The following is a 23,265-nucleotide window of genomic DNA, read 5'->3' on the forward strand; positions in this document are numbered from 1 at the left end:
GGATTTGGGGCATGATATGGCTCGGTTGGGCGCTGGCGGCGCTGGGTTTTGTACTGCTTTTCGGGCAATATGCGGCGGGGCAGGCCGATATTTTCGTCTCGATCGCCAATCCACGGCCGCTCGATGAGGAGGTGATGGTCGTGACGCTGAAGGGCTGGGGATTCGCCGCCCAGGCCGCGCAGCCGTTCATCACACCCGAATCCGATCATGGCCTGTGCGACGTGCGCATATTTGCGACGCGGCGCCAAATGCTCGTCGCGATCGGGACCGCCGGCTTTCTGCGCCCGGTGACAGTGACGTGGCGTGCGCACGCCGGCGTCGCGCCGCTGGGAGAGGCGTGATGCCTATCCTCAAACTCCGCGACGAAGGCCGCTGGACCAATTATCACGGCACCGGGACCTGCGAGGCGGCGACGCGTTTCGTGCTGCGCAGCGGTGACGCGGAGCGCGGACGCGACGAAATCGCGATCGCCGCGAAGGCGGTGCGGGACTGGCTCGCCGAAGCCGCCGCCACGCAGCGCCGCGTCCGTCCGCTCGGTGCGGGCTGGTCGCCGTCGAACGTCAATATCGCGTCGCAAAGCTGGCTGCTCCATACGCGCCGGTTCAACCGCTGCTTTCGCATCCATGCCGACAACGTCCGTCCCGGCATCGATGCCGCCGCGCTGATGCTCGTCGAGGCAGGGGCCCTCGTCGACGAAGTGTCCGACAAGCTCGAAGCGCAGGGCCGATCACTCTGGACCAGCGGCGCCGGCAACGGCCAGACCTTTGCGGGTGCGTGCGCCACCGGCACCCACGGCTCGATGATCGCGCGCGGCGGTATCCAGGATCATATACGCGCGGTTCAGATCGTCACGCCCGGAGGCATCCACTGGATCGAGCCGGAGAGTGGCGTGATGAGCGACGCGTTCATCCTCGCGACCGGATCAAATCCGCTGCGTGACGACGATGTCTTCGCCGCAGCCCAGCTTCCCGTCGGGGCGCTCGGCGTCATCACTGCGCTCGTTGTCGATAGCGAGCCCAAATTCCTTGTCCGGCCGATCCAGAATCTGCGCAAGGTCGCCCCCGGCGCACTCGACTGGCTCGCCGCAGGCGATTTCCGGCGCTTCTCGGCGACCTACGCGCTCGACCGCGATCCCGACTTCGTCCAGATGATCTTCAATCCCTATAAGCCGTTCAAGCGGCCCGCGATGCTGCGTTTCCTCTACCGCGAACCATGGCGCGACGACTATCCGCGGGCGACACCCGGCCAGCTCGGCGCGGGCTATGACGCACTCAGCCTTTTGGGGCAGTTGCTCGACGATTATCCATGGGCGCGCGGCGCGTTGCTGCAATTCGCGATGAAACTGGGCTATGCCGCCGGCCCCGACGTCAACGATCCAGCCGTCTATGGGAGCTGGGGCGAGGGGCTCGACACGCACCGCCCCATGGCGGACCTGTTCAACGCCTCGGTCACCATCGACCGCGCCGACCTTGCGCGGGCCTTCGAACGGATCTGTGCGGTTTATGCACGCCATGGCGGCTCGACCGTCGTCACCGTGCGCTTCATGGAGCGCGCGCAGGGATTGCTTGCGCCGGCGCGTTTTACGCACAACGCCGTGATCGATTTCGACGGCCCGCGCAGCCAGCGCACCGCCGATGCCTATGCGCGCGTCGTCGACTGCCTCGATGCCGAAGGGATCGCCTTCACGCGGCACTGGGCGAAAAGCTGCCATCTCGACGCGGCGCGCGTCGCCGCCGACTATGGCGAGGATTTTCGTCGCTGGCGTGCGGCGCAGGGCCGCTTGATGCCCGATCCGGTCCACCGCGCGCTGTTCGGGAGCGAGGTTCTCGATGGTCTCGGCCTGACCTGCTGAAACCGCCTCGACCCTTGACAAATGACGCGCCGACCTGCCTTAGGCGCGGCCATAAATCACGTTAAAGTTGATTTCCTCCATTCATCGAAAGACTATAAAATGCACGCCTATCGCACCCATAATTGTGGCCAGCTTCGCGCCGAGGACGTCGGAAAGAATGTCCGCGTCTCGGGTTGGGTGCATCGCAAGCGCGACCATGGCGGGCTGCTCTTCGTCGACCTGCGCGACCATTATGGTCTGACACAGATCGTCGCCGATAGCAGCGATGCGGCCTTCGCCACGCTCGACGGCCTGCGCGTTGAAAGCGTCGTGACGATCACCGGCGACGTTGTCGCGCGCTCTGTCGAAACGACCAACGCGAACCTGCCCACCGGTGCGATCGAAGTCCGCGCGCGCGAGGTTGCCGTCCAGTCGGCGGCGATCGAACTGCCGATGCCGGTCGCGGGCGAGCAGGAGTATCCCGAGGATATCCGCCTCAAATACCGTTTCCTCGACCTGCGCCGCGAGCGGCTGCATGCGAACATCCTGCTACGCTCGAACGTCATCGCGTCGCTGCGCCGCCGCATGGTCGAGCAAGGATTCACCGAATATCAGACGCCGATCCTGACCGCCTCGTCGCCCGAGGGCGCGCGCGACTATCTGGTGCCGAGCCGCGTTCACCCCGGCAAATTCTACGCGCTGCCGCAGGCGCCGCAGATGTTCAAGCAGCTGCTGATGGTCGCGGGCTTCGACCGCTATTTCCAGATCGCGCCCTGCTTCCGTGACGAGGATGCGCGCGCCGACCGCTCGCCGGGCGAATTCTACCAGCTTGACTTCGAGATGAGCTTCGTCACGCAAGACGACGTCTTCAACGCGATCGAGCCGGTGCTCGCCGGCGTGTTCGAGGAGTTCGCGGGCGGCAAATCGGTGACCCCGGCGGGCTCGTTCCCGCGCATCCCGTACCGTGAGTCGATGCTGAAGTACGGCAACGACAAGCCGGACCTGCGCAACCCGCTGATCATCACCGATGTCTCGGCGCACTTCGCCGGATCGGGCTTCGGCCGCTTCGCCGATATCGTCGCCGTGGGCGATGTCGTACGCGCGGTCCCGGCGCCGGCGACCGCCGAGAAGAGCCGCAAATTCTTCGACGACATGAACAGCTGGGCGCAGAGCGAAGGCTTCGCGGGACTCGGCTACGCGACGCGCAAAGGCGGCGAATGGGGCGGCCCGATCGCCAAGAATCACGGGCCGGAAAAGATGGACGCGCTCGCCGCCGAGCTCGGCATCGGGCCCGACGACGGCCTCTTCTTCGCCGCGGGCAAGGAAGCCGTCGCCGTGAAGCTCGCCGGTCTCGCGCGCACCCGTGTCGCCGAACAGCTTGACCTCATCGATGCGAACAAGTTCGAAATGTGCTGGATCGTCGACTTCCCGATGTTCGAGGCCGACGAGGACACGGGGAAGATCGATTTCAGCCACAACCCCTTCTCGATGCCGCAGGGCGAGCTCGAGGCGCTGGAAACCAAGGATCCCCTCGACATTCTCGCGTGGCAATATGACATCGTCTGCAACGGCGTCGAGCTGTCGTCGGGCGCGATCCGGAACCACCGTCCGGACATTATGTACAAGGCGTTCGAAATTGCGGGCTACAGTCAGGCCGATGTCGATGCGAATTTCAGCGGCATGATCAATGCCTTCAAATTCGGCGCACCGCCGCACGGCGGTTCGGCGCCGGGAGTCGACCGCATCGTGATGTTGCTCGCTGATGAGCCCAACATCCGCGAAGTGGTCGTCTTCCCGATGAACCAGAAGGCCGAGGATCTGATGATGGGCGCGCCCGCGCCGGTCAGCGACAGGCAGCTCAAGGAACTCAGCATTCGCCTCGTCGACGGTCCGAAGAGCTAAGGCATGGGCGAGCAGCCGCGCGAACTCCGGATGGGGACGCCGGATGGCGAGATTTGCTGGTTCGAGTGGGGCGACCGTTCGGACCGGCCCTCGCTGCTCCTGCTCCACGCCACCGGTTTTCACGCGCGCCTGTGGGACCAGGTCGTTGCTGCCTTGCCCGCTGGAACGCATGTCGTGGCGCCCGACCATCGCGGGCATGGGCGCAGCCATCGCCCCGCGACCCTCGCCAGCTGGACGGCGACCGCCGATGTGCTGCTCCCGCTGGTCGACGGCCTCGGCGGCCATCCGCTCGTCGGCTGCGGCCACAGCATGGGCGCCTATGTGCTGACCCGGCTCGCGTCGCAGCGGCCGGCGGCCTTCGCCCATCTCGTCTTGATCGATCCGGTGATCATGGACCCCGCCCTTTACGAGGGTGAGAGCGCCAAGCCGATTCCCGATCCTGCCGATCATCCGGTGGCGCGCCGCCGCAACGCGTGGGCCAGCGCCGAAGAGATGCGTGCGCGCTTTGCAGGCCGGCCGCCTTATGCGAACTGGGACGCGCGCGTACTCGCCGACTATTGCACGCATGGCCTGCTTCCCGTCGCGGTCGGCGACGGGCTCGAACTCGCCTGCCCGCCTGCGCTTGAAGCGTCGGTCTATCAGAATGCGCTGCGAACCAGCCCGCACGAATGGCTGCACTATCTGTCCGTGCCATCGACGCTGATCCGCGCGCCGACCGGCGAGCGCGGCGGCGAACTCGACTTTTCGTTGAGCCCGACCTGGACCGGCCTTGGTCCGGCGATCCGCGCCGAGCGTGACGAGTTATGGGCCGAGCATAGCCATTTCATTCCTATGGAGAATCCGGCGCGCGTCGCCGCACTGCTCGCCAATTTTCTCTGATACGGACGCGCAGCGAAATTGGCGCGCGCTGTGCCAGAAAATGACATCGGCGCATCGCCCCCTTGGTGCGAAGGGCGACGCGCGCTAGGGTGTGTGAATGAGCATTGCCCTTTCCGATTATGAAACCGGCGCCAGATATGAGGGCGACTATACCGATGATCTAGGGGAGCTCGAGGATCGGCTCGAACGGCTCCAGGCCGCGCATATCATCCACGGCCAGCGCAGCATCATCATGTTCGAAGGCTGGGACGCGGCGGGAAAGGGCGGAATCATCCAGCGGCTGACGGCGTCGCTCGACCCGCGCTTTTTCGAGGTCTGGCCGATCGGCGCACCGACCGACGAGGAAAAGGCGCGTCATTTTCTCTGGCGCTTCTGGAAACGCCTGCCCGGCAATCGCGAAATTTCGATCTTCGACCGCAGCTGGTACGGCCGCGTCCTCGTCGAGCGTGTCGAGGGCTTCGCGAGCGAGGCCGAATGGCGCAAGGGCTACGACGAGATCAACGAGTTCGAAGCGCAACTGACCGGCAGCGCGACCAATCTCGTCAAGCTGTTCGTCCACATCACGCAGGAAGAGCAGGATGAACGTTTCGCCGCGCGCCTCGACGATCCGTGGAAGCGCTGGAAGACCGGAACCGAGGATTATCGCAACCGGTCGAAACGCAAGGAGTATCTCGTCGCGATCGAAGAAATGTTTGCGCAGACAAGCACGCGCTGGGCGCCGTGGAAGGTGATCGACGGCAACCACAAGAAGACGGCGCGCATCGCGGCGCTGACCCATATCGTCGAAACGCTCGAGGCGGCGGTGCCGATGACCCCGCCCGATCTCGACCCGGCGGTCGTCAAACTCGCGGCGAAGGCGTTTGGCTACAAGCCCAAAGACTAGGTTTTTCGGCCCCCTCGGCTAGCAATTCAGGGCCTCTGCCGCTACATGGGGCAGTATGAGCCGCGCCAAGAGATCCGACGACTGGGGTTTTCCCCGCTGGCGCCCCTATGGCTCGTCGCGCGAGACGCAGAAGGTGCGCCTGTGCGATCGTCACGGCTGCACCAACCCCGGCAACTGCCCCGCGCCCAAGTCGCCGAACAGCCCCGAACGCTGGTATTTCTGCGAAACCCACGCTGCCGAATATAATCGCGGTTGGGACTATTTCGCCGGTCTGTCGGCCGAGGACGCCGCCGCGCGCGCCGCCGAGGAAGCGCAGGGTGCGCGCAGCTATGCGCGAGCGCAGCATTATGCTTGGGGCGGATCGGGCGACGATAGCCGCAGTGCTGACGAAATGCGCGCGCTCGAAATCCTCGACCTCGAGCCCGATGCCGATTTCGAGGCGACGAAAAAGGCATGGCGCAATCTCGCCAAGGAATGCCACCCCGACGTCAAGCCGGGTGACGCCGAGGCCGCAAAGCGCTTCGCTGCGGGGCAGGCGGCGTTCGAGGTGCTCAAACAGGCCGAAGAGCGGAAAAGCTGGAAGCCGGCCTGAGCGATCGCAAAGCCGCCGCTATTTATAAACGCACGCATCCAGCCCATCGCGCCGCACCACGCCGATGCGCGCGGTAATCGTGTTGCCGTAACGCCGCGTGAATCCCGACGGGCTGATCGCCTCGCGCTTCTTGGGCAGAGGCAGGATCGCGGCGATGCGGGCCGCCTCGCGTGGGGTCAGCTTGGCCGCGCCATGCTTGAAATAACGCTGCGCGCCCGCCTCGACGCCATAGGTGCCGATGCCCGTCTCGGCGACGTTGAGGTAAACCTCCATGATCCGTCTTTTGCCCCAGATCGTCTCGATCAGGAAGGTGAACCACACTTCGGGCACCTTGCGGACATAGCGCGTCCAGCCGCTGCCCTGCCACAGGAAGACATTCTTTGCGGTCTGCTGGCTGACCGTCGATCCGCCGCGCAGTTTCTTCCCTTTGGCGTTGCGCTCGATCGCCTCTTCGATCGCGTCGCGGTCGAAGCCGTTATGGCTGCAGAATTTGCCGTCCTCGGCCGCGATCACCGCGCGCACCATGTTGCGGTCGATGTTCGACAGGCTTTCCCAATCCTTGGTGATGCCGTTGCTGTCGAGCAGCATCGTCAGCGTTACAGGCGGCGGCGCGATGGCGTAGATCAGCACCCACAGGACCGAAAACGCGACAAACCAGAGCAGCCATTTGAAGGGCCGCAGGTACCAGGGCAACTTGCGGCGCTTCTTTTGCTTCTTTGTGGTCGTCATGCAATTTTCATAGCTGCTTGCCCGCTTCCGGCAAGTGATTGATTGCCGTTGCGAACCGCGCTCACGGCCTTGGCGGTTCGGTCTCTTTGCCGCCGCCGCTATCGTCCACCACTTCGCCCGCGTCCTCCGCCGCCACCTTTGCCTTTTCGCCGGTCGCCGCTGCGATCGATCGCATCTTCGCTTCGGCTTCGTCGTCCTTGCCGCTCATCACTAGCCACGCCATCGCGGCAGCGGCGATCAACGACAGCAAAGCGAGCCAGTATCCAATTTCCCAATGAACCTGGATCATCGCCAGCGCCGCTTGGTCCATTCCGCTGTTCTGGCCGTTCTTCGCGGCTTCGGCGAGGATCGCATCCTTGCTGTAGCGATATGTTCCGATGAAGATCAGCGCGATTGCTGCAACCGCCGTGCCGAGGACGAATTTCGCTGCTTCGCGGCCTTTTAGGAACAGCAGTGCCAGCCCGCCGGCGATCGCAAGTAGCGCGAGGATCAACCAGAGATTGAGCGCGGCACCGTCGCTCGCCTGCGCCGCTCGGCCCATCGCGGTGACCCGGCCGAAGGCGAGGCCAAAGCCGCTCGCCTCGACGAGTTTCTGTTCGGAACAGCTGATGGTCATCCATGGCAACAGGAAGGCCACCAGCGCGATGCCCTTGGGAATCCGGATCCATTTCCACATGACATATTTCCCTTCGGTCGGTCCGAAGGGGGGAGGCTGATCCTTTTGCGCCCGCTAGTCAAATCCCGGCGCGGGATACCGCGAAACCGGTCAGGCCGAGACGAGGCGCCGGTCGCCGGCGAGCTTGAGCATCGCCTTTTGCAGCTTTTCAAACGCGCGGACCTCGATCTGGCGGACGCGCTCGCGGCTGACGTCATAGACCTGGCTCAGATCCTCGAGCGTCTTGGGGTCGTCGGTCAGGCGGCGCTCGGTCAGAATGTGGCGTTCGCGTTCGTTGAGCGTTTCGAGCGCCTCGTTGAGCAGCGCATGCCGCACGTCGCGCTCCTGCGCTTCGGCGACGCGTTCGTCCTGCAGCGGGCCTTCGTCGCCCAGCAGATCCTGCCACTGGCTGTCGCCATCCTCACCCATGGGCACGTTGAGCGAGGTGTCGCCCCCCATTGCCATGCGGCGGTTCATGCTGACGACCTCGTCCTCGGTCACGCCAAGATCGGTCGCGATCTTCGCGACATGTTCGGGCGACAGGTCGCCGTCCTCAAACGCCTCGAGGTTGTTCTTCATCCGGCGGAGGTTGAAGAACAGCTTCTTCTGCGCCGCGGTCGTGCCCATCTTGACGAGGCTCCACGAGCGGAGGATGAATTCCTGGATCGAAGCGCGAATCCACCACATCGCATAGGTCGCGAGGCGGAAGCCGCGTTCGGGGTCGAACTTCTTCACACCCTGCATCAGGCCGATATTGCCTTCGCTGATCAGCTCGCTGACGGGCAGGCCATAGCCGCGATACCCCATCGCGATCTTCGCGACGAGGCGGAGATGCGAGGTAACGAGCTGCGCCGCCGCCTCGCTGTCTTCATGCTCCTGAAATCGCTTGGCGAGCATATATTCCTGCTCGGGCGTCAGAAGCGGAAATTTGCGGATTTCGGCCAGATAGCGGTTCAGGCTCGCCTCACCGCCGAGCGCGGGCACCACTGCCGGAACATTGCTTTTGTTAGCCATAGCGTCTTCCCTAAAATTCCAGAGGAGAGATATGCCGCGGTTGACATCCACGGTCAAAATAGATTTTCATTCGAAACCTAAACGCGCAATTCATCGATCAGTTCCCGCATATCCGCTGGGAGTTCGCTGTCGAGCGCGATCCTGTTACCGGTCACCGGATGAATAAAGCCCAAATGGGCCGCGTGCAATGCCTGCCGCGCGAAATGCCGCGCTTTCAGCACTTCCGACAGCGGCTTTTTGGTCCGGCCATAGACCGGATCGCCGACCAGCGGGTGGCCGATATGCGCCATATGGACGCGCACCTGATGGGTGCGCCCGGTTTCGAGCCGGCATTCGACAAGCGTCGCGTTCTTCAGCGGCTCGACCGTCCGGTAATGGGTGACCGCACGCTTGCCGCGTCCTTCGGCGACCACCGCCATTTTCTTGCGGTTGGTGCTCGACCGGCCGAGCGCGGCGTCGACGGTGCCGTTCGCGGGCATCGGGCGCCCGGTCGCGAGCGCGAGGTAGCGGCGGTCGATGCTGTGCGCGGCGAACTGCTTCGCGAGTCCCTCATGCGCCTTGTCGTGCTTGGCGGCGACGATCAGCCCGCTTGTGTCCTTGTCGATGCGGTGGACGATCCCGGGGCGCGCGACGCCGCCGATCCCCGACAATTGTCCCGCGCAATGGTGGAGCAATGCGTTGACCATCGTGCCGTCGAGATTGCCCGCGGCGGGATGAACGACCATTCCCGCGGGCTTGTCGACGACGATCAGATGCTCGTCCTCGAACGCGATGACAAGGTCCATGTCCTGCGCGACGTTATGCGCGGGCGCCGCGGCGGGCAGGCGAACCTCGATCATCGCGGGCGCAGCGGCTTTGGCCGACGGGTCCCACAAGATCGTGCCGCTCGCATCGGTAACGCGGCCACCCTTGATCAGCGTCTTCAACCGCTCGCGCGAAAGGGATGGGAGCGCTTCGGCGAGCGCCCGGTCGAGCCGCAACCCGGCCGCGCCATCCTGAAGCGTCACGGTAAGTATCTCGTCGTCCCCCAACATTGCTGGGGATATGGGTCCGGGGCACCGATTTTCAAGGGGCGGAGGCGCGCGCCTGATGACGGTGAGTGAGGTGAATGGACCAGGAACCAGCTTGCCCTCGCGCCTATCCCTGCCCTAGGAGCGATCCACGCCGGAAATATCCGGCCACTGCGCTGGGGAGCCTGTTCATCCATGTCCGACGATCGCGTCGATTTCGCCTCGATGCTGGCTTCGCGCCTGTGTCACGACCTCTTGAGCCCGGTCGGCGCCTTCGCCAACGGCCTCGAACTGCTTGCCGACGAAAAAGAGCCCGAAATGCGGGCGCGGTGCATCGAACTGCTCGAACAGAGCGCGCGAACCTCGGCGAACAAGCTCAAATTCTTCCGCCTCGCCTTCGGCTCGGCAGGCGGCTTCGGTGAGCTCGTGCCGGCCGACGAAGCCAAATCGGCAATCCAGGGCATCATCGGCGACCGCGCGATCGAGCTTAACTGGATGATCGGCAGCGACCCGCTGCCCAAGCCGGCGGTCAAGATCATCCTCAACCTCGCGCTGCTGCTCGTCGATGCGCTGGTGCGCGGCGGCCGGCTCGATATCGGCTGCGAAAAGCAGGCGGAAGGCATCGAAATCGCGCTGCACGTAGAGGCCGAGCGGATTTTCCTCGATGCCGATGTCGAACGCATCCTCGCCGAAGGCGAGGGCGCGACCGCCATGACCTCGCGCACCGCGCCCGCGGTGCTGGTGCAAGCGGTCGCGCGGCAGAGCGATGGCACCGTGATGTTGGCGCGCGAGACGCCGACCTCGCTGCTCGTCGGCGCGGTGCTCAGGGGGCGCTGACGCCCTTCTCCCGCGACGGCGTTACCCGGCGGGAGCTGACGATCGGTTACCTGCTGTCGGTACAACCAGCTCGACCCGCCGGTTCTTTGCGCGCCCGGCGGGATCATCGCCGCCCGCGGCATTTTCGTTGGGCGCGACCGGCGCGGTTTCGCCCCGACCCGACACCAGGAACTCGCGCTGGCGAACGCCGACCTGCTCGCGAAGCCAATCCGCGACGCTGTTCGCGCGCGCTTCGGAAAGCCTCTGGTTGTAGGCTTCATCGCCCTTGCTGTCGGTATGTCCGATCACCCGGATCGCTCCGGACGGGCTGCGGCGGATCATCTCGGTTGCTTTGCGCAGTTCCACCTCTGCCGCAGGGGTCAGCACGGCCTTGTCATATTCGAACAACGCGTCGGCAGGCAGGTCGATGACCGTGCCCATGTCGGTGACCCGCGTCCGAAGTCCGCTCACCGCGCCCGTGAGCGGGCTGACTTTTGCGCTCAGGCCTGGGCGCGTCGGCTGTGGGGCGGTGTCAGCGGCGGGCGCCGGCGTCGCCATCGGGCTTTCGCCCTCCTTGGCGGCATCGGCCGGGGCGTTCGCCGAACAGCCGCCGATCGAAGCGGCGGCGGCGATCGACAGAAGCGCCCGCTTCATCGCTGGACAGGTATGCCGTCGAAGGGCGCGACCCCGGGAAGATTGATCGAAACCGTAGGGCTGGTGGCCGGCGGCGCCGGAAATTTGGCCCACATCACGCCGGGCTTGGAGGTGCAATCGACCATCATGTTGTCGTTATCCGGACTGCCGCTGCGGCTGAGGTTCGACACCATCGCATTACCTTCATTGTCCTTCAGCACGCCAATGCGCTGCGACGTGGCATCGTCGATCACGCTGACCTGGGCGACGCGGATCGTTTCGCGATTATATCGCTCGGCGCTCGAACAACGCAGAGTGACGGTCAGGATATCGCCCGTGACCTTGACCGAAAGCAGGTCGACCTGCGAACCGTCGGGGCCGGGCTGCGACTGGATCACCGTTGCGGCGGGCATCGGCGTAACCGGCGGGGTTTCCGTTTCGGCTTTGGCCTCCTCGCGCACGACCCCGCCGGTAGCGGTGTTCGTCGTGCCGTCTTGCGTCTGCTTTTCCTTCGTCGTGCACGCAGCCAGCATCAGCGCCGCCGCACCTGTCAGCGCAAATATCTTCAATTGCATGAAATTCCTCCCGGTCAGCTCGTGCCCGAATACGCGCGACCGGGGGCAGGGTTCCGCGCATTGCCCGCCGATCGCGCCAAGCGGGCGCGAAACAATGATTTGCGGTCTCGCTTTCCCGCCGCCGGGCAGGCCAAGTAAAGCCAACCTTAACCATTGTCGGCCATGGTGAACCCTCAGTTTTTTGGGGCGCACCGGTACGGCGATGGACGATCTGCTGAACGACTTTTTGGCCGAAACGGCAGAAATCCTGGCGGAAGCGGGTGGGGCGATCGTTGCGTGGGAGGCGGATCCCGCCGACCGCGCGCAACTCGACGCGATTTTCCGCTTTGTGCATACGATCAAGGGCAGTTCGGGCTTCCTCGCTCTGCCGCGGGTCACGGCGTTGTCGCACGCTGCCGAAGACGCGCTCGATCAAGTGCGCCGCGGCAACCGCGCCGCGAACGCTGCGCTCGTCACGGGCGTGCTCGGCATCCTCGACCGGCTGAACGAGCTGTGCGCGGCGCTTGGACAGGATGGAACCGAACCGGCGGGCGACGACCGCGACGTCATCGGCGCGCTCGCCGAACGCGGGGCGGACGAAGATGCCCCGCGCGAAATCGCGGGCGTTCCGTTGCGCCGGGAGGACGATCTTGGTGCCGACCTGCAGGGCTGGCGATCGATCCGCGTCCCGCTGCCGCTGCTCGACAGCGTGATGACGGGTGTCACCGACATCGTGCTCGCGCGCAACGAATTCGCTCGGATGCTGCGCGAATCAGGAGCCGACCTGTCGCTGATCGCTTCGTTCGACCGCCTGTCCGATTCGATCGCGGGAATGCGGCAGTCGGTCAGCCAGATGCGGATGCAGCGGATCGACAAATTGTTCGCGCCGCTGCCGCGTATCGTCCGCGATCTGGCGCAGGAATTGGGCAAGAAGATCGCCTTCCAGACGAGCGGCGGCGAAGTCGAACTCGATCGCGAAATGATGGAGAATATCCGCGATCCGCTGATCCACATTGTCCGCAACGCGATCGACCACGGCGTCGAACCGCTCGAGGAGCGCGTCGCTGCGGGCAAGGAGATTACGGCGACCATTTCGGTGTCGGCGCGCCAGTCGGGCAATCAGATCGAAATCGAAATCCGCGATGACGGCCGCGGACTCTCTCCCGATGCGCTCGCCGCAAAGGCCATCGCGGCGCGTCTTGTGACCGCGACCGAGGCGCGTGGGCTGGAACCGAAGGAAAAGCTCGAACTGATCTTCCGACCCGGATTCTCGACCGCTGCGAAGGTCACCGCCATCTCTGGCCGCGGCGTTGGCATGGATATCGTCAAGGCGAATGTCGAAAAGATTGGCGGCATTGTTGAACTGCGTAACGACGAGGGCCGCGGACTGACGATCCTGCTTCGTGTGCCGATGACGCTGACGATCATCTCGGGCCTGATGGTGCGCGCGGCGGGGCAATATTTCGCGATTCCACGCGGCGCAGTGCGCGAGATCCTGCTCGAAAGCGGCGATACGGTGCGTATCGACCGCGTCGGCGGCGGCGAATTGGCGACGGTGCGCGGCGAGCAATATCCGTTGCTCCGCCTCGAAACCATACTCGGCCGGGGGCGCCATGATGGCGACGACGTCGATGATCGCGCGCTCGTTATCGTCCGGCCGGGGCAGGGGCAAAGCTATGCGCTCAGCGTCGCCGCGATCCACGATCATGAGGAACTGGTGATCAAGCCCGCCGCGCCGATGATCATGGCGACGGGGCTTTATGCCGGAACGACGCTCCCCGATAATGGTCGCCCGGTGCTGCTGCTCGACGTTCAGGGTCTGCTGGCCGCTGCCGCCGTCGATGCGAACGAAGCGGGGCGCAGGCACGACCGCGCCGCCGAAGCCGAAGCCGAGGCCGTCGCGGCGCGCAATGCCGCGCAGCTTCTGCTTTTCCGTGACACAAACGCCCGCATTCGCGGCATTCGCCTGTCGGTGATCGAACGGGTCGAGGAAGTGCCGGTGTCGGCCTTGTTCGAAAGCGCGGGGCGGATACAGGCCCAGATAGGCGACGAAATCTTCGCGGTGCATGCTGCGGCGCTGCCCGAGAGTGAAGGAACGCTGAAACTTCTCCGCCTCTACGACGGTCGGGCGGTGCTCTGTTACCCGATTGCTGAGGTGATCGACATCGTCCGGCTGCCCGACGCGGTGCAGCCGTCGGCGGCGCCTGGGCTGATCGCCGGCGTCGTGCTCGTCGGCGGCGAGCCGGTCGAACTCGTCGATCCCTTCTGGTTGATGGAGCAATATGCCGAACGCGCTGCCGCCGTCCCGACGCCGCGCCAGCCGGTCTGCCGTCTTGCCGACGATCGCGACGGCTGGGGCGACAATTTCCTCGCCCCGATCCTGCGCAGCGCCGGTTACCGGGTAATCGCGGACGGCGATCCGTCCGACGAGGCGGTGGACGTCCTCCTCTGCCTGACCCGAGACGGGGAAATCTGCCCGCATATCGAGTGCGATGTGCCGGTGATCCGCCTGCGCACGTCGATCGCCGCGACGGGGCCGGAGGACGAAAGCGTCTATCGTTACGACCGCCAGGCGCTGCTCGACGCGATGCGCCGCAGCGTGGGGGGAGCAGGTCAATGATGGAAAAACTCTATCTCGTCGCGCGCATCGCCGACACGCGCGTGGCGCTCCGCAGTCGTGCGATCCATTCGGTCGTCGCCGTCGGCATCCCGGTCGAGGTGCCCGGAGCGCCGCCGCATGTCGCGGGCCTTTTTGCGTTGCGCAGCCGCGTCTTCACGCTCATCGATCCACATGTCGTCATCGGCCTTGCCGCGGTGCCCGTGGCGCCGGGGCAGCGGGTGATCGTCGTCGAAGTCGCGGAGCATGGCTATGCGCTGCTCGCCGACGAAATCGAGGATGTCTGTTTTATCGAGGCGCCCGAGACGCGCATCACCGGCAAGCTGCTTCCCGGCTGGGCGCGCGTCGCCGACGCTGTGATCGAATATGACGGCGCGTCGCTGCTCGTCGTCGACCCATCCAACTTTATCTCGCTGCCCACCTTAATTGCCGCATGAATCTGGCCGTTTATTAACGGGCTGCACACGCGTTGGCGGTAAACATCCCAAATTCCCGGGGGTCGGAGTTAATTGAATGTCGAAATCTTGTCTGGTCGTCGATGACAGCAAAGTCATTCGCAAGGTCGCGCGCCATATCCTTGAAAGCATGTCCTTTGCAGTCGAGGAGGCGGCCGACGGGCAAGAGGCGCTGACCTTCTGCCGCGCCAATCGGCCCGATGTGATCCTGCTCGACTGGAACATGCCGGTGATGAGCGGCATGGAGTTTCTCGGCGCGTTCAACGATCTCGATTATGGGCATCACGAGCGGCCGCGCGTCGTCTTCTGCACCACCGAAAACAGCATCGACCATATCCGCGCCGCGATCGAGGCGGGCGCCGACGAATATGTGATGAAGCCGTTCGACCGCGAAACGCTGGAAGGAAAATTGCAGCTCGTCGGCATCGCTTGAGGTTTTTTCGTGGCCCAGCCGCAACCCCTGATACCGGATGCCGAGCCCACGGCGCGCACCGTGCGCGTGATGCTTGTCGACGACAGCCTTGTCGTCCGCAGCATCCTCGAACGGATCGTCGATCAGCGGGCGGGGCTCAAGATTTGCGCTTCGGTCGCCTCGGCGCATGACGCGCTCGACTATCTCTCGCGCGAGCCCGTCGATGTCGTCGTGCTTGACGTCGAAATGCCGGGAATGAACGGCATCGACGCGCTGCCGCATATATTGGAACGCGCCGAAAAGGCCCGCGTGCTCATCCTCTCGTCGAACTGCGTCGAGGGTGGCCCGGCAGCGATCGAGGCGCTCGCGCTCGGGGCCAGCGACACGCTCGCCAAACCCGGGCGCGGCAGCTTTTCGGGACGCTTCGCCGAGGTGCTGACCGAACGGATCATGACGCTCGGCCACCGGCAGGATCATCCGGCGCCGGTGCCGGTCGCCGAACGCCAAGCGCCGGCGCCCGTCGCGCTCGCGATCGATACCGACCAGCCGATCGAGTGCATCGCGGTCGCTGCGTCGACCGGCGGCATTCCCGCCTTCACCAATTTCCTCGCGCACCTCGATCCGCGGATCAGCGCGCCGATCCTGCTGACCCAGCATCTGCCCGACGCGTTCATGGAATTTTATGCCAAGCAGATCGGAACGATGACGGCACGCCGGGTGCGCGTCGCGGAAGCGGGGATGGCGATCGAGCCGAACTCTATCTATCTCGCGCCCGGCGACGCGCATCTGATCGTCGTCGAGAGCGGCCGCCGCCGCGAAATCGCGCTCGATCACCGCCCCGTCGACAATGGTTGCTGCCCGTCCGCTGACCCGATGCTTGATTCGGTCGCCGAAATCTATGGCAAGGGCGGTATCGCCGTGATCTTGAGCGGTATGGGCCGCGACGGCGCGCTCGGCGCGGGGCGGTTGAAGGATGCGGGCGGAACGATCTTCGCGCAGGCGCCCGAAAGCTGCGTGATCTGGGGCATGCCGGGCGCGGTGGCGAAGTCGGGCATCGCCGCGGCAACGCTCAACCCCGACGCGATCGCGCTGATGCTCGGCAGCTTCCTGTCCGGAAGGAGCAAGTCATGATGGGGGGCAGCGCGAGTGAATCGGCCTATCGCGTCCTGATGGGGGTGCTCGAATCACGCACGGGCCAGACGCTTTCGCCAAACCGCATCTGGCGGATCGAAATGTCGCTCAAGCCCGTGATGCAGCGGCATGGCATCGCCGATCTCGACGCACTGGTCGCCGCGCTCGTCACCTCGACCAGCCGGGCGCTGCTCGACGACACCGTCGACGCCATGCTCAACAACGAGACCTATTTCTATCGCGAATACAGCGTTTTCGACGATATAACTGCGACAGCGCTCGAACAGATTCGCGAGATCAACAAGCTACGCCGCCGGCTGACGATCTGGCATTGCGGGGTGTCGACGGGGCAGGAAGCCTATTCGATGGCGATGCTGATCGCCGAACAGGGCGCGAAATGGGCCGGGTGGCAGGTCGACATCGTCGGCACCGACGTCAGCCATCATGCGATCGGCCGCGCGCGCGTCGGCCTCTATACCCAGTTCGAGATTCAGCGCGGGCTGCCCGTCCAGCGGATGGTGCGCTGGTTCGACCAGACCGAGGGCGGCTGGCTCGCCAAGGCCGACCTTCGGCGCCGGATCGACTTTTCGGTGCAGAATATGCTCACCGACCGGCCGCCGCTGGCGAGTCCGGCCGACCTCATTTTCTGCCGCAACCTGCTACTCTATTTTTCGGCACCGATGCGCCAGAAAGCCTTCGCGCGGCTGCGCGCGATGGCGGCGCCGCAGAGCTTCCTCGTCCTCGGCGCCGGCGAAACGGTGCTCGGCCAGACCGACCAGTTCGTCGCAAGCCCGCGCCTGCGCGGCCTCTACGAGCCCGCCGATCAGCAGGTCCGCCGGCCCGATTCGCGCTCGATCGCCGCCTGACCTTGCTTTTTGCGCCCCGCTGGCGCAATCGACGGATTGGCAAGAACAGGACGGGCCCGCAAAGCGCATGAGCGATTTTATCGAACGCTGGTCTCCCAATTTCGACGAGCGTTCGCTGCCCATTTCGATGATCATTCTCCACTATACCGGCATGAAGACCGGCGCCGAAGCCATTGATTGGCTTGCCAATCCCGAGGCGAAGGTGTCCGCGCACTATGTCGTCAGCGAAGACGGCCAGATCACCCATATGGTGCCCGAGGACAAGCGCGCCTGGCACGCCGGCAAATCGCACTGGCGCGGGGTCAGCGACATCAATTCGGCGAGCGTCGGGATCGAGATCGTCAATCCGGGGCACGAATGGGGCTATGTGCCCTTTCCCGACCCGCAAGTCGCTTCGGTCGTCCGCCTCGTCCACATGATCAAGGACCGCCACGCGATCACCCGCGGCAATGTTGTTGGCCATTCGGATATTGCGCCGACGCGCAAGCAGGACCCGGGCGAGCTTTTCCCTTGGGAGGAACTCGCGCGCCGCCGCCTCGCGCTGCCGCGCCCGACAAAGAAGCTCACCGATCCCTTGTGGACCGACGCGGGTTTCCTGCTCGCGCTCGAACGCTTCGGCTATGACGTGACCGACGGCTTCGCGGCGACGGTGGCGTTCCAGCGCCGCTTTCGCCCCGAACTGATCGACGGCACGATCGACGGCGAATGCCGCGCGATCCTCCTCGCGCTGCTGTTGCCGCAGCCCGAAGGCAATTGACTGGTCAAACCTGGACGAAAGACTTATAATCACCAGCGCCAGAGGGTCGGGCGATCGCCGCCGCGCAAGCGGGGGAGGAAAGTCCGGGCTCCACGGAAACCACGGTGCCGGATAACGTCCGGCGGGCCGGTCCGAAGGGCCGGTTCAGGGAAAGTGCCACAGAGAGCAGACCGCCAAAGGCTTCGGCCCGGCGAAAGGTGAAAGGGTGCGGTAAGAGCGCACCGCGCGGACGGTAACGGACGCGGCACGGCAAACCCCACCGGGAGCAAGGTCGAATAGGGATGGCACGGATTTATCCAGGGTCGGTTCCGGCCCCGCCGTCCGGGTTGACTGCTCGAGCGTTCGGGTAACCGTCCGCCTAGAGGAATGATCGCCTATCCCCGCAGGGGGTGGACAGAACCCGGCTTACAGACCCTCTGGCAACTCTCTCCCGGCCCCGCGTGCGGGAACGCCCGCGCACGGGCCGCGTTCTGAAGGAACCAGAAAGGGAGACGAACCATGAAAGTCGTCGATGACCATGTCGAAGTGACGGAAACCGAGGCAAGCAGCGGGGTAAAGGGACATAATGTCCGCTATGTACTGGCGATTTCGCTCATCGCGGTGATTGTCGTCCTGTCGGCCGTGTGGATCATTCCCGCGCTGCTGCAGCCGTGATCGCGTAGGCGATCGACTCTCCGGTACGGGGTGCCCTCCGGCTTTGGGTGGAGCGCGGACACTTGCTTGCTTCGTCATCCCGGACGTGATCCGGGATCCATTTTTCCAGAGGTTGGGTGAATGGACCCCGGATCACGTCCGGGGTGACGATAAGGGATAAGTCAGCTTCCGGCCAGAACGGTCGGTCCGTTGGGGGCAAGGGGAGCAGGGTTTCCTATGGACAAGTTTCGGCAAACGCGGTGAAGGTAGTTCAATTCACCGGATAGCCGACCGCCATCACTTCCCATTCCTTCGGCCCGGCGGGAAGCTGCACGGTGCGCAGATCGCCCACCGCCGCGCCGCGCAACGCGCGGGCGAGCGGGCTGTTCCAGCCGATCCGGCCTTCGCCAGCTTCGGCCTCGTCATCGCCCACCAATGTGACGACGCGCCGCGCATCGTCGTCGTCGGCAAGCTCGACCGTCGCGCCAAACCAGATGCGGCTCTTGTCGGGTTGGTCGGCGGGGTCGACGACGCGCGCCGCCTTCATGCGCCGGGCAAGAAAGCCCAGGCGCCGGTCGATCTCGCGCAGCCGCTTGCGCCCATAGATATAGTCGCCATTCTCGCTGCGGTCGCCGTTGCCCGCAGCCCAGCTGATCACCTCGACCAGCTTGGGCCGCTCGTCGCCCAGCAGCGTGTCATATTCAGCCCGCAGCGCGGCATAGCCCGCCGGGCTGATGATGTTGGTCTTGTCCCCCGCCATCCGGTTCTTACCCCGGCGTGCGCTTGCCGAGGTAGAAGCTCAGCGGGGCCTTCGTCCGCGCCGTGCCGCCGTCGCGCAGTGTGTCATAGACCACCGCATTTTCGAGCACGCGCTGCACATAATTCTTCGTCTCGAAGATCGGGATCGCCTCGATCCAGTCGAGCATTTCGATCGATCCGGTGCGCGGATCGCCATTGGCGCGCAGCCATTTGTTCACATTGCCGGGGCCGGCGTTATAGGCCGCGACCGCGAGCGGATAGCTGCCGCCGAAATAGCGCAGCATCTGCTGGAAATAGGTCGACCCCAAGGTCATATTGTAATTGGTGTCGCTGGTCAGCGACCCCGCGTCATAGCTCATCCCCAGCTTGCCCGCGACTTCGCGCGCGGTGCTGGGCATCAGCTGCATCATGCCGCGTGCGCCGGCATGGCTGATCGCGGCGCGGTCGAACTGGCTTTCCTGCCGCGTGATCGCGTGGATGAAGGTCCAGTTGCTTTCGTGGCCCGACGGCACGCGCACCGTCGGGAAGCCCGACACCTCGACCGCGTCGAGGCTGTTCGCCTGCGCGCTGCGGCCGATCATCACGCCGAGGTCGGGGCGCCCGATCTGCTTGGCAAGCTGCCCGGCGAGCACATGGTCGGCGGGCGAACTCGCCTGTTGCGCGAGCGCGCGCAGGAACGCCGACTGTTCGCGCCATGCGCCGATCTCGCCGAGCGCGCGCGCGGCGCGCACCAGCCGGTCGTCCTCGAACGCGCGGCGTTCGGCGCTGCTGACCGCGATCGTCGGATCCGGCGTCGGTTTGGGCTGCGGGCGGTTCAGCCGCTCGAGCGAGAGCTGGCCGTAGAATTGGTCGTAATGCTGCGCCGCATCGGTGAAATGCGCGTTCGCGCTGGTGCGGTCGCCCGCTGCCAGTGCCGCGCGGCCCGCCCAGTAAAAGCCCTTGGTACGCGTCTGCGCCGAGCGCGCGGCTTCGCCATAGGCGCGAAAATGCCGCGCCGCCTCGGCCGGGCGGCGCAAGTCGTTCAGCGCGAGCTGTCCGGCGAGCCATGCGAGCGACGTATAATCGTCGCGCACGCCGAGCGGGGTTTCGCGAACGACAGTGCCGGGCGGCAGCGCGTCGTCGAGCTGCCGCGCGATATTATAAGCGGTCAGCTTGTCGCCGCCCGAATCGGCAAGCCGCGCGTTGGTGAGCAAGGTTTCCAGCCATTCCTCGGCGTCGGTCGGGGGTTTGGCCAGCGACCGCGGCGCGGCGAGCAGCGCGCGCGCTTCGCCGGCGCGGCCCGACGCGCGCAGCCAGGTCGCCTTGGCGGTGATATAGCCCGGGTCGGTGCGCGTCAGCGACGGGTTCGCGCTTTCGACCGCCGCCGCCTGAAAGGCCGCGTCGACCGCGCCGCTGCGCATCGCGAGCCGCGCCGCGAAGATGCTGCGCTGGGCGGGCGAGGTGTAGGCGAGCTGGCGGCTCGCCGCCGCGGTCGCGCCGAGCCACAGCAGCTTGTCCATGCGCACATCATGGTCGGCGGGGGTGATCGCGCCGGGGAACATGCTAAGCGCGCGGCTCGTTTCATAATCGTCGAGCGGCCCGCTCGTCCACGCGCGGCGGACCGCGGCATTGGCGTCCTCGCGCCGGCCCGCCGCGTTGAGCGCGAGCGCGTAGCGAAGCTGCCCGCTCGCGGTCTGCGGCGGATAGGACTGGAAATAGGCGAGGGTGCGCTGCGGATCATAGCTGTCGAGCGAGATCGCTTTCTCTGCGCGCGTGCGCAGTTTTTCGGCATCGGGCCAGCCGCGGTTCGCCATCAGAAAGCGCGAAAGCTGGTCGAACGACGCACCGGTGTTCGCTGTCAGGCGGCGCCATTCCATCACCGCGTCGCCGACCGAATTGGGCGACGGCGGCGGCCCCGATACCGACGCGAGCCCCATCTGGGCGCGATACCAGGCCATTTGTTCGGGGGTAAGTTCGCTCGCATGAGCGACGGTGGGGACGAGAAGAGACGCGGCGAGCGCGAGGCGGGAGATACGGGACAGCGAGATCATACCGGCCATGCTAATGCCAAACTCCTTGCGGGGCGCTGAATAGACGTCCAATAGCGGCGCGCTGGCCGGATTCTACCGGTCGCAGCGGGTAGTTGTAAAGGAGCGGAGCATGTTTTCGGGTTCGATTCCCGCCTTGGTGACGCCATTCCGCGATGGGGCGTTCGACGCGCCCGCCTTCGCGCGCCTCGTGGACTGGCAGATCAAAGAGGGCACCAGCGCGCTGGTCCCGTGCGGAACGACCGGCGAGAGCCCGACGCTCGGCTTCGACGAACATTATCAGGTCATCGACACCTGCATTCAGGCCGCGGCGGGGCGCGTGCCCGTGATCGCCGGCTGCGGGTCGAACGACACCGCGACCGCGATCCGCCACATGCGCCACGCGCAGGCCGCCGGCGCGACCGCTGCGCTCGTCGTGGCGCCCTATTACAACCGGCCGAGCCAGGAGGGGATGATCGCGCATTTCCGGGCGCTCGCCGATGCGAGCGACCTGCCGATCGTCGTCTACAACGTCCCCGGCCGTACCGTCGCCGACATCAGCGCCGAGACGATGTGCAAGCTCGCCGAAATCGAGAGCGTCGTCGCGATCAAGGACGCGAGCGGCGACCTCGCGCGCGTGACGGTGCACCGCGCGGGCGCCGGAGCCGACTTCTGCCAGCTTTCGGGCAACGATGATCTCTGGCTCCCGCACGCGGTCATGGGCGGCGTGGGCTGCATCTCGGTCACCGCCAATGTCGCCCCGCGCCTCTGCGCCGATTTCGCTGCCGCCTGCGCCGCCGGGGACTGGGAGCGCGCGCTGACGCTGCACGACCGGCTGTTCGATCTCCACAAGGCGATGTTCTCCGACACCTCGCCCGGGCCGGTCAAATATGCGCTGTCGCGGCTCCATGACTGGTTTTCGCCCGAAGTACGCCTACCTATCATCCCGGCGTGCGGCGCATCGCGCGCCGCCGTCGACGCCGCATTGTCCGCGGCAGGAGTGATTTAAGCTTTCGTCATGGCCCGTCCGCAGTCCGCCGCCGAATTCGACAAGAAGAAAGTCGTCGCCGAGAACCGGCGCGCGCGCTTCGACTATGCCATCGAGCAGGTGTTCGAGGCCGGCATCGCGCTGCAGGGCACCGAAGTGAAGTCGCTCCGTTTCGGCGAAGGCACGATTGCCGAAAGCTATGCCGAGGTGACCGGCGGCGAGGTGTGGCTGATCAACGCCAACATCCCCGAATTCAGCCACGGCAACCGCTTCAACCACGAGCCGAAGCGCCCGCGCAAGCTGCTGCTCAACTGGCGCGAGATCAACAAGCTGCACGCCGGCGTGATGCGTCAGGGCATGACGCTCGTCCCGCTGAGCGTTTATTTCAACAGTCGCGGCCGCGCGAAGGTCGAGCTCGCGCTCGCCAAGGGCAAGAAGGCGCACGACAAGCGCGAGTCGATCAAGGAACGCGACTGGAAGCGCGACAAGCAGCGGCTGATGAAGGACCGCGGATGAGCGGCGGCAAACCCAAGGATAAGGCGGCGGTGATGAACTGGATCCGCCGCAACTCGCCGACGCGCGAGGAGCTGCTCGAAAGCCGCTTCATCAAGCCTTTTGCCCACCGGGTCGCGCATAGCCATTTGTGGCGCTTTACGCGCACCTCGGTGCCGCGCGGAACCGCGCTCGGGCTGTTCGTCGGCATTTTCTTCCTGATCCCCGGCGTGCAGATATTGGGCGTCGCGCTGCTCGCGCTGCCCTTCCGCGCGAACATTCCGATCGGCGCGGCGATGACTTTCCTCTCGAACCCGGTGACGACGCCCTTCATCATCCTTGCCTCGGTGTGGCTCGGCGACTGGCTCTTCGGACTCCACGCCAACAGCGCGACCTTTTCGGCGATGATCGAGCATGGCGCGTCGGCGGGCGAATGGGTGCGCTGGGTGTTTTCGGATGCGGCGCCCGCGATGCTTGCGGGGCTGTTCGTGATCTCGGTCGTCTCGGCGGCGGTGGGCTATGTGCTTGCGACGCTGTTCTGGGACAATTGGATTCGCCTCCGCTGGCGGCGCAAGCTGGCGCGCGCACGCGACCAACGACTTGAGGCATCGACGAGCGACACGGCCGCCGGTTGAACCGCCCCAAAAGCCG

General features: G+C 65.4%; 25 protein-coding genes and 1 other RNA gene. 18 read left to right on the forward strand and 8 right to left on the reverse strand.

The window, feature by feature from the left end; all coding sequences use genetic code 11:
• Positions 1 to 11 precede the first annotated feature (11 nt).
• The 6 genes from E5675_RS07050 (at position 12) to E5675_RS07075 (ending at position 6,087) form a co-directional block, all read left to right on the forward strand.
• The gene (locus E5675_RS07050) at positions 12 to 341 is read left to right on the forward strand and encodes a hypothetical protein (protein ID WP_136173890.1); all 330 of its coding nucleotides are present in this window, start codon (positions 12 to 14) and stop codon (positions 339 to 341) included.
• Positions 341 to 1,852 carry an FAD-binding protein gene (locus E5675_RS07055; protein ID WP_136173891.1) on the forward strand — a complete coding sequence of 504 codons (1,512 nt, stop codon included), beginning with the start codon at positions 341 to 343 and terminating at the stop codon, positions 1,850 to 1,852. The genes E5675_RS07050 and E5675_RS07055 overlap by 1 nt, the downstream gene beginning before the upstream one ends.
• 99 nt (positions 1,853 to 1,951) lie before the next feature.
• The gene (gene aspS / locus E5675_RS07060) at positions 1,952 to 3,733 is read left to right on the forward strand and encodes an aspartate--tRNA ligase (protein WP_136173892.1); all 1,782 of its coding nucleotides are present in this window, start codon (positions 1,952 to 1,954) and stop codon (positions 3,731 to 3,733) included.
• Between the two features lie 3 nt (positions 3,734 to 3,736).
• On the forward strand, positions 3,737 to 4,612 hold the full coding sequence (locus E5675_RS07065) for an alpha/beta hydrolase (protein ID WP_136173893.1): 876 nt from the start codon (positions 3,737 to 3,739) through the stop codon (positions 4,610 to 4,612).
• Positions 4,613 to 4,709: 97 nt separating this feature from the next.
• The gene (locus E5675_RS07070) at positions 4,710 to 5,495 is read left to right on the forward strand and encodes a polyphosphate kinase (RefSeq protein WP_136173894.1); all 786 of its coding nucleotides are present in this window, start codon (positions 4,710 to 4,712) and stop codon (positions 5,493 to 5,495) included.
• A gap of 55 nt (positions 5,496 to 5,550) precedes the next feature.
• Positions 5,551 to 6,087, forward strand: a complete 537-nt coding sequence (locus E5675_RS07075) for a J domain-containing protein (RefSeq protein ID WP_136173895.1) — start codon at positions 5,551 to 5,553, stop codon at positions 6,085 to 6,087.
• 18 nt (positions 6,088 to 6,105) lie between these two features.
• Here the strand turns inward: E5675_RS07075 and mtgA are convergent, their stop codons facing one another.
• From mtgA to E5675_RS07095, 4 genes are all read right to left on the reverse strand, one after another.
• On the reverse strand, positions 6,106 to 6,816 hold the full coding sequence (gene mtgA / locus E5675_RS07080) for a monofunctional biosynthetic peptidoglycan transglycosylase (protein ID WP_136173896.1): 711 nt from the start codon (positions 6,814 to 6,816) through the stop codon (positions 6,106 to 6,108).
• 61 nt (positions 6,817 to 6,877) lie between these two features.
• Complete coding sequence (locus E5675_RS07085; protein WP_136173897.1) at positions 6,878 to 7,492, reverse strand: hypothetical protein; 615 nt, start codon at positions 7,490 to 7,492, stop codon at positions 6,878 to 6,880.
• Positions 7,493 to 7,582: 90 nt separating this feature from the next.
• Entirely contained in the window at positions 7,583 to 8,485 is a 903-nt protein-coding gene (gene rpoH / locus E5675_RS07090; protein ID WP_136173898.1) for an RNA polymerase sigma factor RpoH, read from the reverse strand.
• A 77-nt stretch (positions 8,486 to 8,562) separates the two neighbouring features.
• On the reverse strand, positions 8,563 to 9,519 hold the full coding sequence (locus E5675_RS07095; RefSeq protein ID WP_136173899.1) for an RluA family pseudouridine synthase: 957 nt from the start codon (positions 9,517 to 9,519) through the stop codon (positions 8,563 to 8,565).
• 171 nt (positions 9,520 to 9,690) lie between these two features.
• Between E5675_RS07095 and E5675_RS07100 the strand changes: the two genes are divergently transcribed.
• Positions 9,691 to 10,332: a histidine phosphotransferase family protein gene (locus E5675_RS07100; protein WP_136173900.1), complete on the forward strand. Its 642-nt coding sequence runs from the start codon at positions 9,691 to 9,693 to the stop codon at positions 10,330 to 10,332.
• A 21-nt stretch (positions 10,333 to 10,353) separates the two neighbouring features.
• Here E5675_RS07100 and E5675_RS07105 read toward each other — a convergent pair whose 3' ends face one another.
• Both E5675_RS07105 and E5675_RS07110 read right to left on the reverse strand, forming a co-directional pair.
• Positions 10,354 to 10,965 carry an OmpA family protein gene (locus tag E5675_RS07105; protein ID WP_136173901.1) on the reverse strand — a complete coding sequence of 204 codons (612 nt, stop codon included), beginning with the start codon at positions 10,963 to 10,965 and terminating at the stop codon, positions 10,354 to 10,356.
• Positions 10,962 to 11,519 (reverse strand): hypothetical protein, encoded by a 558-nt coding sequence (locus E5675_RS07110; protein ID WP_136173902.1) that lies wholly within the window; start codon positions 11,517 to 11,519, stop codon positions 10,962 to 10,964. The genes E5675_RS07105 and E5675_RS07110 overlap by 4 nt, the downstream gene beginning before the upstream one ends.
• Positions 11,520 to 11,721: 202 nt before the next feature.
• On the opposite strand from E5675_RS07110, the gene E5675_RS07115 reads away from it, so the two are divergent.
• The 8 genes from E5675_RS07115 to E5675_RS21440 all read left to right on the forward strand — a co-directional run bounded on the left by E5675_RS07115 (position 11,722) and on the right by E5675_RS21440 (position 18,390).
• Entirely contained in the window at positions 11,722 to 14,118 is a 2,397-nt protein-coding gene (locus tag E5675_RS07115; protein WP_136173903.1) for a chemotaxis protein CheW, read from the forward strand.
• Positions 14,115 to 14,552, forward strand: coding sequence for a chemotaxis protein CheW (locus tag E5675_RS07120; RefSeq protein WP_136173904.1), 438 nt, complete (start codon positions 14,115 to 14,117; stop codon positions 14,550 to 14,552). Before E5675_RS07115 ends, E5675_RS07120 begins: the two co-directional genes overlap by 4 nt.
• Before the next feature lie 76 nt (positions 14,553 to 14,628).
• Positions 14,629 to 15,003: a response regulator gene (locus E5675_RS07125; protein ID WP_136173905.1), complete on the forward strand. Its 375-nt coding sequence runs from the start codon at positions 14,629 to 14,631 to the stop codon at positions 15,001 to 15,003.
• Between the two features lie 69 nt (positions 15,004 to 15,072).
• Positions 15,073 to 16,113, forward strand: coding sequence for a chemotaxis protein CheB (locus E5675_RS07130; RefSeq protein ID WP_247594872.1), 1,041 nt, complete (start codon positions 15,073 to 15,075; stop codon positions 16,111 to 16,113).
• Complete coding sequence (locus tag E5675_RS07135) at positions 16,110 to 16,979, forward strand: CheR family methyltransferase (RefSeq protein ID WP_136173907.1); 870 nt, start codon at positions 16,110 to 16,112, stop codon at positions 16,977 to 16,979. Before E5675_RS07130 ends, E5675_RS07135 begins: the two co-directional genes overlap by 4 nt.
• 67 nt (positions 16,980 to 17,046) lie before the next feature.
• Entirely contained in the window at positions 17,047 to 17,736 is a 690-nt protein-coding gene (locus E5675_RS07140; RefSeq protein WP_136173908.1) for an N-acetylmuramoyl-L-alanine amidase, read from the forward strand.
• Positions 17,737 to 17,774: 38 nt separating this feature from the next.
• Positions 17,775 to 18,160: RNase P RNA component class A (rnpB, locus tag E5675_RS07145), an RNA gene on the forward strand.
• Between the two features lie 74 nt (positions 18,161 to 18,234).
• A complete protein-coding gene (locus E5675_RS21440) occupies positions 18,235 to 18,390 on the forward strand; it encodes a hypothetical protein (RefSeq protein WP_168707808.1) in 156 nt (51 codons plus the stop codon).
• Between the two features lie 250 nt (positions 18,391 to 18,640).
• Here E5675_RS21440 and greB read toward each other — a convergent pair whose 3' ends face one another.
• Complete coding sequence (gene greB, locus E5675_RS07150) at positions 18,641 to 19,129, reverse strand: transcription elongation factor GreB (protein ID WP_136173909.1); 489 nt, start codon at positions 19,127 to 19,129, stop codon at positions 18,641 to 18,643.
• A gap of 7 nt (positions 19,130 to 19,136) precedes the next feature.
• Complete coding sequence (locus tag E5675_RS07155; protein WP_136173910.1) at positions 19,137 to 21,167, reverse strand: lytic transglycosylase domain-containing protein; 2,031 nt, start codon at positions 21,165 to 21,167, stop codon at positions 19,137 to 19,139.
• A 100-nt stretch (positions 21,168 to 21,267) separates the two neighbouring features.
• Between E5675_RS07155 and dapA the strand changes: the two genes are divergently transcribed.
• Genes dapA through E5675_RS07170 form a run of 3 tightly spaced genes read left to right on the forward strand, consistent with a single transcriptional unit; the run spans position 21,268 to position 23,249 of the window.
• Positions 21,268 to 22,143 (forward strand): 4-hydroxy-tetrahydrodipicolinate synthase, encoded by an 876-nt coding sequence (gene dapA, locus E5675_RS07160; protein ID WP_136173911.1) that lies wholly within the window; start codon positions 21,268 to 21,270, stop codon positions 22,141 to 22,143.
• Between the two features lie 9 nt (positions 22,144 to 22,152).
• A complete protein-coding gene (gene smpB / locus E5675_RS07165) occupies positions 22,153 to 22,638 on the forward strand; it encodes an SsrA-binding protein SmpB (RefSeq protein ID WP_037554711.1) in 486 nt (161 codons plus the stop codon).
• Positions 22,635 to 23,249, forward strand: a complete 615-nt coding sequence (locus E5675_RS07170) for a DUF2062 domain-containing protein (RefSeq protein ID WP_136173912.1) — start codon at positions 22,635 to 22,637, stop codon at positions 23,247 to 23,249. Before smpB ends, E5675_RS07170 begins: the two co-directional genes overlap by 4 nt.
• Positions 23,250 to 23,265: the final 16 nt, after the last annotated feature.

Source organism: Sphingopyxis sp. PAMC25046 (assembly GCF_004795895.1).
In the GTDB taxonomy this organism is placed as follows: domain Bacteria; phylum Pseudomonadota; class Alphaproteobacteria; order Sphingomonadales; family Sphingomonadaceae; genus Sphingopyxis.

Coding starts and splice junctions, on each gene's coding strand:
- E5675_RS07050 (WP_136173890.1), top strand. CDS start 12: ATGATATGGCTCGGTTGGGCGCTGGCGGCGCTGGGTTTTGTACTGCTT.
- E5675_RS07055 (WP_136173891.1), top strand. CDS start 341: ATGCCTATCCTCAAACTCCGCGACGAAGGCCGCTGGACCAATTATCAC.
- aspS (WP_136173892.1), top strand. CDS start 1,952: ATGCACGCCTATCGCACCCATAATTGTGGCCAGCTTCGCGCCGAGGAC.
- E5675_RS07065 (WP_136173893.1), top strand. CDS start 3,737: ATGGGCGAGCAGCCGCGCGAACTCCGGATGGGGACGCCGGATGGCGAG.
- E5675_RS07070 (WP_136173894.1), top strand. CDS start 4,710: ATGAGCATTGCCCTTTCCGATTATGAAACCGGCGCCAGATATGAGGGC.
- E5675_RS07075 (WP_136173895.1), top strand. CDS start 5,551: ATGAGCCGCGCCAAGAGATCCGACGACTGGGGTTTTCCCCGCTGGCGC.
- mtgA (WP_136173896.1), bottom strand. CDS start 6,816: ATGACGACCACAAAGAAGCAAAAGAAGCGCCGCAAGTTGCCCTGGTAC.
- E5675_RS07085 (WP_136173897.1), bottom strand. CDS start 7,492: ATGTGGAAATGGATCCGGATTCCCAAGGGCATCGCGCTGGTGGCCTTC.
- rpoH (WP_136173898.1), bottom strand. CDS start 8,485: ATGGCTAACAAAAGCAATGTTCCGGCAGTGGTGCCCGCGCTCGGCGGT.
- E5675_RS07095 (WP_136173899.1), bottom strand. CDS start 9,519: ATGTTGGGGGACGACGAGATACTTACCGTGACGCTTCAGGATGGCGCG.
- E5675_RS07100 (WP_136173900.1), top strand. CDS start 9,691: ATGTCCGACGATCGCGTCGATTTCGCCTCGATGCTGGCTTCGCGCCTG.
- E5675_RS07105 (WP_136173901.1), bottom strand. CDS start 10,965: ATGAAGCGGGCGCTTCTGTCGATCGCCGCCGCCGCTTCGATCGGCGGC.
- E5675_RS07110 (WP_136173902.1), bottom strand. CDS start 11,519: ATGCAATTGAAGATATTTGCGCTGACAGGTGCGGCGGCGCTGATGCTG.
- E5675_RS07115 (WP_136173903.1), top strand. CDS start 11,722: ATGGACGATCTGCTGAACGACTTTTTGGCCGAAACGGCAGAAATCCTG.
- E5675_RS07120 (WP_136173904.1), top strand. CDS start 14,115: ATGATGGAAAAACTCTATCTCGTCGCGCGCATCGCCGACACGCGCGTG.
- E5675_RS07125 (WP_136173905.1), top strand. CDS start 14,629: ATGTCGAAATCTTGTCTGGTCGTCGATGACAGCAAAGTCATTCGCAAG.
- E5675_RS07130 (WP_247594872.1), top strand. CDS start 15,073: ATGCTTGTCGACGACAGCCTTGTCGTCCGCAGCATCCTCGAACGGATC.
- E5675_RS07135 (WP_136173907.1), top strand. CDS start 16,110: ATGATGGGGGGCAGCGCGAGTGAATCGGCCTATCGCGTCCTGATGGGG.
- E5675_RS07140 (WP_136173908.1), top strand. CDS start 17,047: ATGAGCGATTTTATCGAACGCTGGTCTCCCAATTTCGACGAGCGTTCG.
- E5675_RS21440 (WP_168707808.1), top strand. CDS start 18,235: ATGAAAGTCGTCGATGACCATGTCGAAGTGACGGAAACCGAGGCAAGC.
- greB (WP_136173909.1), bottom strand. CDS start 19,129: ATGGCGGGGGACAAGACCAACATCATCAGCCCGGCGGGCTATGCCGCG.
- E5675_RS07155 (WP_136173910.1), bottom strand. CDS start 21,167: ATGGCCGGTATGATCTCGCTGTCCCGTATCTCCCGCCTCGCGCTCGCC.
- dapA (WP_136173911.1), top strand. CDS start 21,268: ATGTTTTCGGGTTCGATTCCCGCCTTGGTGACGCCATTCCGCGATGGG.
- smpB (WP_037554711.1), top strand. CDS start 22,153: ATGGCCCGTCCGCAGTCCGCCGCCGAATTCGACAAGAAGAAAGTCGTC.
- E5675_RS07170 (WP_136173912.1), top strand. CDS start 22,635: ATGAGCGGCGGCAAACCCAAGGATAAGGCGGCGGTGATGAACTGGATC.